Origin of the sequence: Sulfitobacter sp. F26204, from assembly GCF_026410305.1 — a bacterium.
In the GTDB taxonomy this organism is placed as follows: Bacteria; Pseudomonadota; Alphaproteobacteria; order Rhodobacterales; family Rhodobacteraceae; genus Sulfitobacter.
Genome location: NZ_JAPMLQ010000001.1, coordinates 381918 through 396194 on the forward strand (window position 1 = coordinate 381918; position 14277 = coordinate 396194).

Consider the following 14277-nt stretch of genomic DNA (forward strand, 5'->3'; position numbering starts at 1 on the left):
ATGAGCGACGATAAAAATACACTTGCGATCATGTTGTTCAGTGAAATTCTCGCGGCTGATCATTCGATGCGTGGTCGTTTGTCGCGTGTCCTGCCAAAGGGTATGGAAATCTCGCATTTTTCTGTTCTCAATCATTTGATTTACAAAGACTCGGAGACTTCGCCTGCACAACTGGCCGAGCGGTTTGGCGTAACACGGGGAGCGATGACCAATACGCTGACCAAACTGGAATGGGCAGGTTATGTGCATATCCGCCCTGACTGGGACGACGCGCGCCGCAAGATGGTAGGGATCAGCCCCGCTGGTCGACTGGCACGGGATACCGCAGTGGCGGCCATCACGCCCATGATCAATCAGGTGGTCGAAGATCTGGGAGAAGACCAGGCCCGCGCCGCGCTTCCGATCCTGCGCGAGATCAGGATCAAGCTGGCTTCAGGCTCGCCGTGACATAGTTAACGCTGAGGTCACGATCAGACAGACGCCAGGACCACGCAATCGGGTTGAAAACAAACCCCTTGCGATCGACGGGTTCAAGACCCGCCTCGGCGATCAGCGTAAACAATTCGTCCGGGGTGATGAATTTCGACCATTCATGGGTCCCTTTGGGCAACCAGCGCATGATGTGTTCCGCGCCAACGATCGCCATCATATAGGATTTCGGATTGCGGTTGATGGTTGAACAAATGTGCAATCCACCTGGTTTTAACAGGTCATGGCAAGCCCGCAGATAATCGATGGGTGACGCAACATGCTCGACCACTTCCATATTCAGAACAACGTCAAACTGTTCGCCCGCCTGGGCCATCGCTTCGGCTGTGGTGTGCCGGTAGTCTATGGTCAGTCCTGATTGTTCAGCGTGAATCTGTGCCACGGGAATATTGCCCGCCGCGGCATCCGCGCCAACAACATCCGCACCTAAACGCGCCATAGGTTCCGCCAAAAGGCCGCCACCGCACCCAATGTCGAGGATTCGCAACCTCTTGAACGGTGCATCTGATTTCAAGTCTCGGTCGAATTCGCCGGCGATCTGCGCGGCAATGTAATCCAACCGGCAAGGGTTCAGCATGTGCAATGGCTTGAACTTACCATTCAGGTCCCACCATTCCGCCGCCATCGCTTCGAATTTGGCGATTTCGCCTGCGTCTACTGTTGATTGAACGGTTTGCATGTTGCGGTCCCTATTCTCTTGTTCAGTCAGCCGTTATATAGAGCAGTCATGGACAAGTTTCCCGATCAAAAGCGCGCTGTTCAATATCTTTATCCGCCGATTGACCCATTCGATCAGCGGATGCTGGCCGTTGGTCAAGGCCACCAGGTCTATATGGAGCAATGCGGTAACCCCGAAGGCATACCTGTCGTGGTGCTACATGGTGGGCCCGGCGGCGGTTGTAGCCCCTCTATGCGGCGTTATTTCGATCCCGCGATCTTTCGCGTGATCCTCTTTGACCAACGTGGATGCGGACGTTCCAGACCCCATGCAAGCGTCGTCGACAACACGACGTGGCATCTGGTCGCAGACATCGAAATGATTCGCCGGGAACTCGGAATCGCGCAATGGGTGGTTTTTGGCGGCTCCTGGGGTGCGACCCTGTCTTTGATTTATGCACAGACCCATCCCGAAGCAGTGCGTAACCTGGTGCTGCGCGGCGTTTTTCTGATGACCCAATCAGAATTGGAGTGGTTCTATGGTGGTGGCGCTGGCAAATTTTGGCCCGAGGTCTGGGCAAGGTTTACATCGTTGATTCCCGAAGACGAACATGGCGACCTGATCAACGCTTATCACAAACGACTGTTTTCCGGCGACCTGTCGACAGAGCAACGCTATGGCCGGGCCTGGGCTGCCTGGGAAAATGCACTGGCGTCGATTCATTCGTCAGGCAGTGTGCACGAAGGCCCGTCCGAATATGCCCGTGCGTTTTCACGATTGGAGAATCACTATTTCTCCAATGCCGGTTTTCTCGAGTTTGACGGCCAAATCCTGGCTCACATGCCACGTATCTCGCATATCCCCGGCGTTATCGTGCAGGGCCGTTATGATATGATTTGCCCGCCCAGCAGTGCCTACGCCCTGGCTGAAAACTGGATGCAGGGCGAACTGAAGATGGTGCGAAACGCAGGGCATGCACTATCCGAACCGGGGATCTCGGCGGAATTGGTAAAGGCAATGGACAGTATCGGGGCAAAGGGATGAGCCGGACCTCGTTGTTTGATCGCCGCGCATTGTTCTCCAGTGCTGCTGCTGCTGCGCTCTTGGCCGCCAACGGCGTTTCCGCGGCAGGACCGAAACGGGGCGGGCGGCTGCGTATGGCCTTGTCCGGTGCCACACGAGAGGATCGCTGGGACCGGGGAAACGGCCTGTTCATGCAGGTCGCGCGACAGGGGCTTGTGTTTGACACACTCACCGAAGTTGCGGCGGATGGAACCTTGCGACCAGAGCTGGCGATTGCCTGGAGGTCTTCTGCAAATGGTGCCGTTTGGGCCTTTGACCTGCGGTCAGATGTGCGATTCCATGATGGCGCGCCTTTTACCGCGCGAGATGTGGCCGCAAGTCTAAATGCAATTCTTGACGCTGATGTGCAATCATTGGGCCAAACCGCGGTGAAGATCACGTTACAGCAGCCGGACGCCGGTTTGCCGCTGCGTCTGTCCCAACCTGACATGGTAATCCGAGCCGCGCATGCGCCAGCGTCGGGGATTGGCACGGGGTTGTATCGAGTGGAATCATTCCTGGCCGGCCAGAGGCTACTCACCAAAAGGGTCACAGACCACTATAAAGAAGCTACTGTAGGCTGGTTTGACGAGGTTGAACTCTCCTCGATTCCCTCGGAGATCGTACGCGGTCAGGCGCTGGGCGAATATTTGGTGGACGCCGTGGATGTTAACGGCGCTGGCACCTTGACTGATCTGCCTGACATCCTCCTGCAGCCGGATCGTCGCCATCCGACACAGGCTGTTTCTGCCGATGTGATGCAACCCACACAGATCAGTCATCTGCGCCCGCTTGATAACCTCCGGGCGGCTGAACGCTGGTGGTTCGCGTGAACAGCACTTGCAGTTGCGGCGTAGTTTACGTATATGGCTGACAACAGCGGTGCGTTCGGGTCCACACCAAACGCTCCACCGATCTTGAACACGGGCCGCGCGCCCGTTTTTTTGTGCCTGACGGCAACCGATAGGAAACCATGACCAACGACTTGATTGCAAAAGCTGCCATTGACCGCCGCATGGCCGAAATCATCACACCGGTGATCGAGGATATGGGTTTTGAACTGGTGCGCGTGCGTCTTATGTCGGGCAAGGAAACGATTCTTCAGGTGATGGCGGACAGGCCCGAAGGTGGCATCGAAGTTGACGAACTTGGCCAGATCAGTCAGGCATTGAGCGCTGTACTGGATGTCGAAGATCCGATTGTCGAAGAATACAATCTTGAAGTATCTTCGCCCGGTATCGACCGTCCCCTGACCCGTCTCAAAGATTTTGACATGTTCGAAGGTTATGAAGCCAAGATCGAGACCGAAGAGCTGATTGATGGGCGCCGCCGCTTCAAGGGCGAATTGGCCGGAGTTGAGGGTGATGAGGTGCTGATCAACCTTGCCGAAGGTACTGTGGGTTTGAAATTTGACTGGCTGTCGGACGCAAAGCTGGTGCTGACAGACGAGTTGATCAAGGAAATGCTGCGCCAACGCAAAGCGTCGGGTGCCATCGACGAAACCAAATTTGACGAAATATCGGACGAGTCCGATGAGGGAGAAGATTAAATGGCTATTACATCCGCCAACCAGCTTGAGCTTTTGCAAACTGCCGAAGCTGTTGCCCGTGAAAAGATGATTGACCCTGCGCTGGTGATCGAAGCGATGGAAGAATCGCTCGCGCGCGCGGCCAAGTCGCGTTACGGCGCGGAAATGGACATTCATGTCTCGATCGACCGCAAGACAGGGCGTGCGACATTTACCCGCGTCCGTACGGTGGTGGAAGATGACGAGCTTGAGAATTATCAGGCGGAATTCACGGTCGAGCAGGCCAAACAATATATGGATAACCCCGAAGTGGGCCAGCAACTGATCGAAGAGGTTCCTCCAGTCGAGATGGGGCGCATCGCTGCGCAATCGGCCAAACAGGTGATCCTGCAAAAGATCCGTGAAGCGGAGCGTGACCGCCAATTCGAGGAATTCAAGGACCGCGCAGGTACGATCATCAATGGTCTGGTCAAGCGCGAAGAATATGGCAATGTCATTGTTGATGTGGGTGCCGGAGAAGCAATCCTGCGCCGCAACGAGAAAATTGGCCGTGAATCCTATCGTCCGAATGACCGCATTCGCGTTTACATCAAAGAAGTCCGCCGCGAGCAGCGCGGGCCGCAGATTTTCCTGTCGCGTACCGCACCGGAATTCATGGCGGAGCTGTTCAAGATGGAGGTACCAGAGATTTACGACGGTATCATCGAGATCAAGGCAGTGGCCCGCGATCCGGGGTCACGTGCCAAGATTGCCGTGATTTCCTATGATGGTTCCATCGATCCTGTTGGGGCCTGTGTGGGTATGCGCGGGTCACGGGTGCAGGCCGTGGTCAACGAATTGCAGGGTGAAAAAATCGACATCATTCCGTGGAATGATGATCAGCCTACTTTCCTCGTCAACGCCTTGCAGCCTGCGGAAGTATCCAAGGTTGTTCTGGACGAAGAAGCCGGCAAAATCGAAGTTGTCGTACCAGAAGAACAATTGAGTCTTGCCATTGGTCGACGTGGTCAGAATGTGCGCCTGGCGTCACAACTGACCGGGCTCGACATCGACATCATGACCGAAGAGCAGGAAAGCCAGCGCCGTCAGGCCGAATTCGAACTGCGCACCAAGCTGTTTATGGACAACCTTGATCTGGACGAGTTCTTTGCTCAGTTGCTGGTCTCCGAAGGGTTCACGAACCTTGAGGAAGTCGCCTATGTCGAGGTTGATGAACTTTTGGTTATTGACGGCGTTGATGAAGATACAGCGGGTGAATTGCAGGCCCGTGCCAGAGATGTGCTGGAAGCACAGAACAAAGCGGCGCTCGAAGCAGCCCGTGCCCTGGGCGTTGAAGACAGCCTGGTTGAATTTGAGGGCCTGACACCCCAAATGCTAGAGGCACTGGCGAAAGATGGTGTGAAAACGCTGGAAGATTTCGCAACTTGTGCAGATTGGGAGCTGGCAGGTGGTTGGACAACTGTAGACGGCGAACGGGTAAAGGATGAAGGGTCGCTTGAACCCTTCGAGATCTCGCTTGAGGATGCGCAAAGCATGATCATGACTGCCCGCGTAATGCTGGGTTGGGTTGATCCTGCCGAGCTTGAAGTAGAGGCCACCCAAGACGGTGGCGAAACAGAAGAACAGGAGGTCGAGGCCTGATCTCAGGCCTCGGAGTTTCCTGATGGGTCGCGGTGGCGCTTCCAAAGACCGGACAGACGGTCCTGACCGCAAGTGCATTGTCACCGGCGAAGTCCAACCTAAATATGGGTTGGTGCGGTTTGTGGTTGGGCCGGATAATCAGGTATTTCCTGATATTTTGGGCAAATTGCCCGGACGTGGTATGTATGTGGCGGCAGATCGTGCCGCGCTTGAGCAAGCGGTAAAGAAGAAATTGTTCGCGCGAGCGGCCAAGCAGCAGGTCAGCGTGCGGGATGATTTGGTTGAGGAAGTCGAAAAACAACTCGCGCGGCGCGTGGTTGATCTGATTTCGCTGCAACGTAAAGGCGGGCGTGCCGTTGCGGGATACGAAAAAGTCAAAAGCTGGCTTCAGAATGAAGAGGCCGAAGTGCTGATACAGGCCACCGATGGGTCTGAGCGCGGAAAAACGAAACTGAGCACGCCGCATTACGGCCAATATATTGGCTGGCTGACGGCGGATGAATTGGGTTTGGCTTTCGGACGCCAAACTGTGATACATGGGGCGCTCGCCTCTGGTGGACTCACTCTGCGTGTTGTAGAGGAAGCCCAACGACTAAAAGGCGTGCGACAAAACGAGGCTGGCAGCGGCCAGCCGAAAGGATGACGAGCTAAATGAGCGATACTGACGGCAGAAAAACATTGGGTCTGGGCGGTTCGCGTCCCAGCAACGTTAAGCAGAGTTTTAGCCACGGGCGGACCAAGAACGTCGTGGTTGAAACCAAACGCAAGCGCGTTGTGGTACCAAAGCCGGGTGGGCAAAAACCAACCGGTCCGGGTGCTGGTCCTGTTGGCGATCCTTCCAAACGTCCAGCAGGCATCACAGATGCCGAGATGGAGCGCCGTTTGAAGGCCGTTCAGGCTGCGAAATCACGCGAGGCCGAAGAAGCCGCTGCCCGCGCAGCGGAAGAAAAGGCGCGCGCAGAAGAGCGCGATCGCCGCCGTGCCGAGATTGAAGCCAAGGAGGCCGAAGATCGTGAACGCGAGGAAAGCCTGAAGGCAAAAGCCGAAGAAGAAGAACGCGCCAAACAGGATGCCTTGGCAGCAGCGCAAGCTGCGGCAGCACCTTCTGAACCTGTGGTGGCGCGACCAACACCGAACAAGGTGGCACCGGGTCCGGCAGTGCGCAAAACAGAGCGGGATCGCGAAGAAACCAACAAGAAAAACCGCGCCGATGACAGCCGTCGCTCTGGCAAGTTGACTGTAAATCAAGCGCTTACCGGTGGTGAGGGCGGACGCCAACGGTCGATGGCGGCGATGAAGCGCAAGCAAGAGCGTCAGCGTCAAAAAGCCATGGGTGGCAACGTCGAGCGCGAAAAGATCATCCGGAATGTGAATCTGCCACCGGCGATTGTTGTGTCGGAGCTGGCTGCGCGTATGGCTGAAAAAACCGGCGCAGTGGTAAAGGCACTGATGAACAATGGTTTGATGGTGACACAAAATGAAACCATTGACGCAGATACCGCCGAGTTGATCATCGAGGAATTCGGCCACAAGGTTGTGCGCGTTTCCGATGCCGACGTCGAAGATGTGATCAAGGTGGTCGAAGACGATCCGAAAGATCTGGTGGACCGACCCCCGGTCATCACCATCATGGGCCACGTGGATCACGGGAAAACATCTCTGCTGGATGCGATTCGCAATGCCAAAGTGGTTGCAGGCGAAGCAGGTGGCATCACCCAGCACATCGGTGCCTATCAGGTGACTACTGATGGCGGTCAGGTGCTATCTTTCCTTGATACACCTGGACACGCGGCATTTACATCAATGCGGTCACGTGGTGCTCAGGTCACCGATATTGTTGTTTTGGTTGTTGCGGCGGATGATGCTGTGATGCCCCAGACGATCGAGGCGATTGCCCATGCGAAAGCAGCCAATGTGCCGATGATCGTTGCCATCAACAAGATCGACAAACCTGCGGCAGATCCGATGAAGGTACGGACCGATCTGTTGCAGCACGAAGTGATTGTTGAGCAGATGTCAGGTGAAGTACAGGATGTCGAAGTATCGGCAACCACCGGTCAGGGTCTCGATAAATTGCTTGAGGCCATTGCGCTTCAGGCCGAATTGCTTGAGCTCAAGGCGAATCCGGACCGTTCTGCTGTTGGTGCTGTGATCGAAGCGCAGCTAGATGTTGGTCGTGGCCCCGTTGCGACGGTTCTGGTTCAGAATGGCACGCTGCGTCAGGGTGATATTTTTGTCGTCGGTGAGCAGTACGGTAAAGTGCGTGCATTGATTGACGATCAAGGCAACCGCGTAAAAGAGGCCGGCCCTTCTGTTCCTGTCGAAGTTCTGGGTCTGAACGGCACACCGGAAGCAGGTGATGTTCTGAACGTGACCGAAACCGAAGCACAGGCACGTGAGATCGCGGATTACCGTGCAAGTGCCGCCAAGGACAAGCGCGCAGCAGCAGGTGCCGCAACGACGCTGGAACAATTGATGGCGAATGCCAAAGCCAACGAAGATGTATCCGAACTGCCGGTCCTACTAAAAGCGGACGTTCAAGGCTCAGCCGAAGCAATTGTTCAGGCGATGGAAAAAATTGGCAACGATGAGGTGCGCGTGCGTGTGCTGCACTCAGGTGTCGGTGCAATCACAGAGACCGACGTGGGTCTTGCTGAAGCATCCGGTGCGCCGATCATCGGCTTTAATGTGCGTGCAAATGCATCTGCGCGAAACACTGCGAACCAAAAGGGTGTCGAGATTCGGTATTATTCAATCATCTATGATCTTGTGGATGATGTGAAAGCGGCAGCTTCCGGTCTGCTCAGCAACGAAATCAAAGAGAACTTTATCGGCTACGCGACCATCAAAGAGGTGTTCAAGGTTACTGGCGTCGGCAAGGTCGCCGGGTGTCTGGTCACCGAAGGTGTGGCGCGCCGCTCGGCCGGTGTGCGTTTGCTGCGTGACAACGTGGTGATCCATGAGGGGACGCTGAAGACACTCAAGCGTTTCAAGGACGAAGTGCCAGAGGTACAATCCGGACAAGAGTGCGGTATGGCATTCGAGAACTATGAAGATGTCCGCCCCGATGACGTGATCGAAATCTTCACTCGTGAAGAAGTGACCCGCTCGCTGTCATAATCAACAAGTTCAAAGGGTTAGGCAGAAATGCCTGACCTGAGGTCAAAAAAAGGGGCTGCATGTGCAGCCCCTTTTCTATTCTATAGTGACGTGTTCAGTTTTTGCGGACTGGTGTCCCAGCATAAACGATGTCGTCGACTTTTACAGCGACGCGGCCATCGGCCAAATCTTTTACAAAGATACCTTGAACAGAAACACAAGAACCAAGCGTGATTGTACGCAGCATAATCTCTCTCCCCAGACAGTGAGAGTAACATAATAAACAATTGGTGAGTTCGCCAGAGCATTGTTTCTAAATGCGCGGGAATTTACCCAAAAAAGATATAGTTGTCAGAGCCAATCGCGCAAAATCGGGATCAAGGGCACATCTGCAGCAGGCATGGGGTAGTTGCGCAGATCTTTGGCGTAAACCCATTTAAGTTGCTGGTTTTCTTTTGAGAATGGCGTTCCATCCCATTTGCGGCAGGCAAATAGGGGCATCAGCAGATGAAAATCATCATAGCTATGACTGGCGAAAGTCAATGGCGCAAGGCAGGAAGACCAGGTGTTGATGCCCAATTCCTCTTCCAGCTCACGAATCAGGGCGGTCTCGGGTGTTTCGCCCGGTTCAACTTTACCACCGGGAAACTCCCACAGACCCTCCATCGGTTTTCCTTTGGGTCGTTGGGCCAACAAAACCCGACCGTCGACGTCTATCAACGCTACTGCCGAGACAAGAACAACCTTCATGCAAACTGATCCCGCAGGTCCGTCATGATCGGTAATCTGCGTTGATTTCGACATACCCGTGGGTCAGGTCGCAGGTCCAGACAGTAGCTTCACCAGTCCCGATACCGAGATCTACTCCAATTTGAATATGCGCACGTTTCATATGTGCGGCGGCTGCTTCTTCGGAGTAGTCCTCGCTGCGCCAACCGTTCTTGGCAACCTCAACATCGCCAAAACGTATCGACAACCGATCACGATCTGCAGCGGCTCCTGATTTGCCTACAGCCATGACGATGCGGCCCCAATTCGGGTCTTCACCTGCGATGGCAGTCTTGACGAGTGGGGAATTGGCGATGGCCATGCCGTGAATTTTGGCATCAGCGGCACTTGCGGCACCGGTTACCGCAACTTCAACAAATTTGGTTGCTCCTTCGCCGTCGCGAACCACCTGATGCGATAAGTCCAACATGACATCATACAAGGCTTGTTTGAAGGCACTGTCATGAGTTGCGTCGATACCGCTCGCACCTGTTGCGCCAACAATGACGCTGTCTGAAGTCGATGTGTCACTGTCTACGGTGATGCAGTTAAACGTAAGGTTCGCTTGCTGTGTGACTATGGACTGTAGTGCCGTTTGTTCGACGATCGCATCGGTAAAAATATAAACCAACATCGTTGCCATGTCGGGTGCGATCATCCCTGAACCCTTGGCAATGCCAGCGATTGATACGGTTTTGCCGTCAATGCTCAAAGTGGTGCTGGCCCCTTTGGGGTAGGTGTCAGTGGTCATAATCGCATGCGCGGCATCTGAGATCCCGGCGGCGCTGAGGTTTTTCTGGAGATCTGGAACGATGGCTGTCACGCGTTCAAAAGGCAGCGGTTCGCCGATCACGCCTGTGGAAGAGGTAAAGACACGATTTTGTGGCACGCCACAGGTTTGCGCCACGGCTGCAGTTATGGCATCAACGGCATCTTGCCCGCTTCGTCCTGTAAAGGCATTGGCGTTTCCAGAATTCACCAGGATCGCCGCACCTTCGCTGGACGAGTTGCCTATCTTGGCCTGGCAATCCAGAACCGGGGCCGAACGGGTTTGCGAACGGGTAAAGACGCCCGCAACCGTAGTTCCAGGTACAAGCCGTGCCAGCATGACATCCGTACGCCCCTGATATTTGACCCCCGCAGCGGCGGTGGCAAAGGTGGCGCCGTCAATTTCGGGCAGGGCGGGGAAGGCTGCGGGTGCCAGGGGCGAAACCTTGGTTATTTTTGCCATGATCTATTCCAGCCAGTCGATGTTTTTCAAAAGTTCGGGATCCAGACCTTCGGCGGCGGTCTTGTCTACTTCCGCTTTGGCGGTGATTTCTTCGATGTTGGTTTGAACAATGGTTTGACGGACCTGTAGTTCCAGTTCTTCGCGCACTTCTTCCAGATCGGGAGCCTTGGCCTTGCGAGTTTCGTTCAACATGATCACATGCCAGCCGAATTGGGTCTTGACCGGCGCAGAAATGACACCTGGCTCCATTTCAACCACTGCCGCTTCAAATGTCGGAACCATCATACCCGGGCCGAACCATCCCAACGAACCGCCGCCAGGACCGGAAGGACCAGTGGACTTTTCACGTGCCACTTGGGCAAAGTCGGCTCCTTCGTCCAGTTCCTCTTTGATCGCCTTCGCCTCTTCCTCGGTTTCAACCAGGATGTGAGATGCGTTATATTCGTTTTCCGGCTCCTGACTCGCATATTGCGCTTCATAGGCTTCCTTGATTGCGGCCTCATCGACATCACCAGCCATAATCTTTTCGATTACCTCGCCCGCAATCAAGGAACGCGTTTCGTTTTCCAGCGATAGGGTCACGCGTGCCGGCAAATCGCCCTTGTGGGTGTCGGCCAATGCAGTTTGTTGCACCAATTGATCCAAGATACCTTGAAACAGAATATCGGCTGGTAGCTGCTGATATTGTTCAGGAAGGGTCGCGCGCGCGATGATCATATGACCCAAGGTAATATCCGTGCCATTCACGGTTGCGACGACGGTCTCTACACCCGGCTCTTCTTGAGCGGCGGCTGGCATGGCAAGGGAAACAGCAAGCGCCAGCGACGCCAGATAAGTGAGGGGTTTTTGCATGGATCGTCCTATCGTTAAGCTCTGTATAGGGCTGCCACATTGACAGCCAAAGGTACGGCCCTTACATCGCCCTAAAGGGCGTACACGCAGGCCAGGTTCCCCATCTATCTATGGGCTGACACGGGCTGGGGCAAGCACATCGCTGCGCACAATGAAATGTCGGCTGGAGAGCACATGCTGGGTATCGGAACAATCGCCAAAAAGGTCTTTGGCACGCCAAATGACCGCAAAATCAAAGCGACACGTCCGCTGGTTGAAAAGGTCAATGCACTTGAACCCGAGTTCGAGAAATTGAGTGATCAGGGTTTAAAAGACAAAACCGCCGACCTGGCAAAGCGGGCCAAAGACGGGACAAATCTGGATGATCTGTTGCCCGAAGCATTTGCCAACTGCCGCGAAGCTGCGCGTCGTACACTGGGCTTGAGGGCTTTTGATACTCAGATATTGGCAGCAATCTTTCTGCACCAGGGCAATATCTCGGAACAAAAAACTGGCGAAGGCAAGACGTTGACCGCCGCTTTGGCCGCTTACCTGAATGCATTGCCGGGCAAGGGCGTGCACGTCGTTACGGTTAACGAATACCTTGTCCAACGGGATGCCGACTGGATGGGCAAGGTGTTTGGCGCATTGGGTCTGACCACGGGTGCCGCCATTTCGGGGATGAGCGCAGAGGCCAAACGCGCGGCCTATGGTTGTGACATTACCTATGCCACGAACAACGAGCTGGGCTTTGACTATCTGCGCGACAACATGAAATCGAACCTGGACGAGATCCTCCAAAAACATCACTTTTTTGCGATCGTGGACGAGGTGGACAGCATTCTCATCGATGAAGCGCGCACGCCACTTATTATCTCTGGCCCGGCGCAGGACCGGTCGGACATGTATGTGACGATCAACAAACTGATCCCCTCCCTGAAACCAGAGCATTACGAGCTGGACGAGAAAACCCGCAACGTGACCTTTACCGACGATGGTAACGAGTTTCTTGAAGATCTGTTGCGGGCGGAGGGGCTGCTGGACGAGGGTCAGTCGCTTTATGATCCCGAAAGCACAACCATTGTGCACCATGTCAATCAGGGCTTGCGGGCACATACGCTGTTTACCAAGGATAAAGACTACATCGTGCGCGATGGTGAGATCATGCTGATCGACGAATTCACCGGCCGGATGATGCAGGGTCGACGTCTGTCGGATGGTTTGCATCAGGCAATTGAGGCCAAAGAAGGCACGGCGATCATGTCGGAAAACGTGACGCTGGCCTCTGTGACGTTCCAGAACTATTTCCGACTTTACGAAAAACTCGCCGGGATGACCGGTACTGCGCTCACCGAAGCCGAAGAATTTGGCGAGATTTACGGGCTTGGGGTTGTTGAGATTCCGACAAACGTGCCGATTGCACGGGTGGATGAAGACGACGCCGTTTATCGGACCGTGGGCGAAAAATACAAGGCGATGATTGACAAGGTAAAACTCTCAAACGCCAAGGGTCAGCCCTGTCTTGTCGGTACCACGTCGATCGAAAAATCCGAACAACTGTCTCAATTGCTGCAGGCTGAGGGCATTCCGCACAATGTTCTGAACGCGCGTCAGCACGAGCAAGAAGCACAGATCATTGCGGATGCGGGTAAATTGGGCGCGGTGACAATTGCAACCAACATGGCGGGCCGCGGTACAGATATTCAACTAGGCGGCAATGTCGAGATGAAGGTGCTTGAGGCGCTTGATGCCGATCCGGATGCAGACCCCGAAACTGTCCGAGCGCGGATCGAGGCAGAGCATGCTGACGAGAAAAAGAAGGTTCTGGAGGCGGGCGGTCTATATGTACTTGCATCCGAACGCCACGAAAGTCGACGGATCGATAACCAGTTGCGTGGTCGTTCCGGCCGTCAGGGAGATCCGGGCCGAACATCCTTTTTCCTGTCGCTCGAAGACGATCTGATGCGCATTTTCGGTTCTGAACGCCTGGAAAAAGTGTTGACGACGCTGGGCCTCAAGGAAGGCGAGGCGATTGTGCACCCTTGGGTCAACAAGTCGCTTGAACGTGCTCAGGCCAAGGTCGAAGGCCGCAACTTTGACATTCGCAAACAGTTGTTGAAATTCGACGATGTAATGAACGAACAGCGCAAGGTCATTTTCGGCCAACGCCGCGACATCATGGAAAGCAATGATCTGTCAGAGATTACGACAGACATGCGCCATCAAGTGATCGATGATTTGATCGACACCTATATGCCGCCAAAAACCTATGCAGACCAGTGGGACACTCAAGGGTTCGAAGATGCTGTGGCCGAGAGACTGAATCTCAAGCTGCCGATGGTGCAATGGTGTGAAGAAGAAGGTGCTGATGACGAGGTAATCCGCGAGCGTCTGATCGAAGCTACTGACAAGATGATGGCGGAGAAGGCAGAGACCTTTGGTCTTGAAAACATGCGCAACATCGAAAAACAATTGTTGTTGCAGGCCATTGATACCAAATGGCAAGAGCATCTTATGACGCTTGAGCATCTGCGCTCTGTTGTCGGATTCCGTGGCTATGCGCAACGCGATCCGCTTAACGAATACAAAAACGAGTCGTTTCAGCTATTTGAAGTCATGCTCGATTCGCTGCGCGAGGAAGTAACCCAGAAGCTGGGGCAAATCCAACCGATGTCGGAAGAAGAACGCGCTGCCATGATCGAAGAATTGCGAGCGCAGCAAGCTGCGATGCAAGCGGCGGTGACCAGAGTTTCCGAAGATGGGCCGAAACCAAACCCCGAAAAAGCCGCAATGGGATTTGACGAGGCAGATCAATCAACCTGGGGCAATCCGGGCCGCAATGATGAATGTCCTTGTGGATCAGGAAGTAAATTCAAACATTGTCACGGGCGTTTGGCTTAGACCTGCCTCTTTTTTGACAAACATTCAACTATTGAGGGTCATATCCTGGCCCCTATGTTGCGCAATCAA

At 54.5% G+C, this 14277-nt stretch carries 13 protein-coding genes; 8 read left to right on the plus strand and 5 right to left on the minus strand.

Features of this window, described 5'->3' with window-relative positions:
• Positions 1-447 carry a MarR family winged helix-turn-helix transcriptional regulator gene (locus OS190_RS01800; protein ID WP_267156946.1) on the plus strand — a complete coding sequence of 149 codons (447 nt, stop codon included), beginning with the start codon at positions 1-3 and terminating at the stop codon, positions 445-447.
• Here OS190_RS01800 and ubiG read toward each other — a convergent pair.
• Positions 422-1168, minus strand: a complete 747-nt coding sequence (ubiG, locus tag OS190_RS01805) for a bifunctional 2-polyprenyl-6-hydroxyphenol methylase/3-demethylubiquinol 3-O-methyltransferase UbiG (RefSeq protein WP_267156947.1) — start codon at positions 1166-1168, stop codon at positions 422-424. The two genes, OS190_RS01800 and ubiG, sit on opposite strands and share 26 nt — an antisense overlap.
• Before the next feature lie 48 nt (positions 1169-1216).
• Between ubiG and pip the strand changes: the two genes are divergently transcribed.
• From pip to infB, 6 genes are all read left to right on the plus strand, one after another.
• Positions 1217-2191 carry a prolyl aminopeptidase gene (gene pip, locus OS190_RS01810; protein WP_267156948.1) on the plus strand — a complete coding sequence of 325 codons (975 nt, stop codon included), beginning with the start codon at positions 1217-1219 and terminating at the stop codon, positions 2189-2191.
• A complete protein-coding gene (locus OS190_RS01815) occupies positions 2188-3042 on the plus strand; it encodes an ABC transporter substrate-binding protein (RefSeq protein ID WP_267156949.1) in 855 nt (284 codons plus the stop codon). Before pip ends, OS190_RS01815 begins: the two co-directional genes overlap by 4 nt.
• A 140-nt stretch (positions 3043-3182) precedes the next feature.
• Positions 3183-3758: a ribosome maturation factor RimP gene (gene rimP, locus OS190_RS01820; RefSeq protein WP_267156950.1), complete on the plus strand. Its 576-nt coding sequence runs from the start codon at positions 3183-3185 to the stop codon at positions 3756-3758.
• Positions 3759-5378 carry a transcription termination factor NusA gene (nusA, locus tag OS190_RS01825; protein WP_267156951.1) on the plus strand — a complete coding sequence of 540 codons (1620 nt, stop codon included), beginning with the start codon at positions 3759-3761 and terminating at the stop codon, positions 5376-5378. It begins immediately after the preceding gene.
• 22 nt (positions 5379-5400) lie between these two features.
• Entirely contained in the window at positions 5401-6021 is a 621-nt protein-coding gene (locus OS190_RS01830; protein WP_267156952.1) for an RNA-binding protein, read from the plus strand.
• Between the two features lie 8 nt (positions 6022-6029).
• On the plus strand, positions 6030-8498 hold the full coding sequence (gene infB / locus OS190_RS01835) for a translation initiation factor IF-2 (protein ID WP_267156953.1): 2469 nt from the start codon (positions 6030-6032) through the stop codon (positions 8496-8498).
• Positions 8499-8592: 94 nt separating this feature from the next.
• On the opposite strand, the gene OS190_RS01840 is transcribed toward infB, so the two are convergent.
• The 4 genes from OS190_RS01840 to OS190_RS01855 form a co-directional block, all read right to left on the minus strand.
• Positions 8593-8724 (minus strand): hypothetical protein, encoded by a 132-nt coding sequence (locus OS190_RS01840; RefSeq protein ID WP_267156954.1) that lies wholly within the window; start codon positions 8722-8724, stop codon positions 8593-8595.
• Positions 8725-8828: 104 nt separating this feature from the next.
• Positions 8829-9227, minus strand: coding sequence for a (deoxy)nucleoside triphosphate pyrophosphohydrolase (locus OS190_RS01845; protein WP_267156955.1), 399 nt, complete (start codon positions 9225-9227; stop codon positions 8829-8831).
• A 22-nt stretch (positions 9228-9249) separates the two neighbouring features.
• A complete protein-coding gene (gene argJ / locus OS190_RS01850; RefSeq protein ID WP_267156956.1) occupies positions 9250-10476 on the minus strand; it encodes a bifunctional glutamate N-acetyltransferase/amino-acid acetyltransferase ArgJ in 1227 nt (408 codons plus the stop codon).
• A 3-nt stretch (positions 10477-10479) separates the two neighbouring features.
• Positions 10480-11328, minus strand: coding sequence for a peptidylprolyl isomerase (locus OS190_RS01855; protein ID WP_267156957.1), 849 nt, complete (start codon positions 11326-11328; stop codon positions 10480-10482).
• Positions 11329-11502: 174 nt separating this feature from the next.
• Between OS190_RS01855 and secA the strand changes: the two genes are divergently transcribed.
• Positions 11503-14208: a preprotein translocase subunit SecA gene (gene secA / locus OS190_RS01860; RefSeq protein ID WP_267156958.1), complete on the plus strand. Its 2706-nt coding sequence runs from the start codon at positions 11503-11505 to the stop codon at positions 14206-14208.
• Positions 14209-14277: the final 69 nt, after the last annotated feature.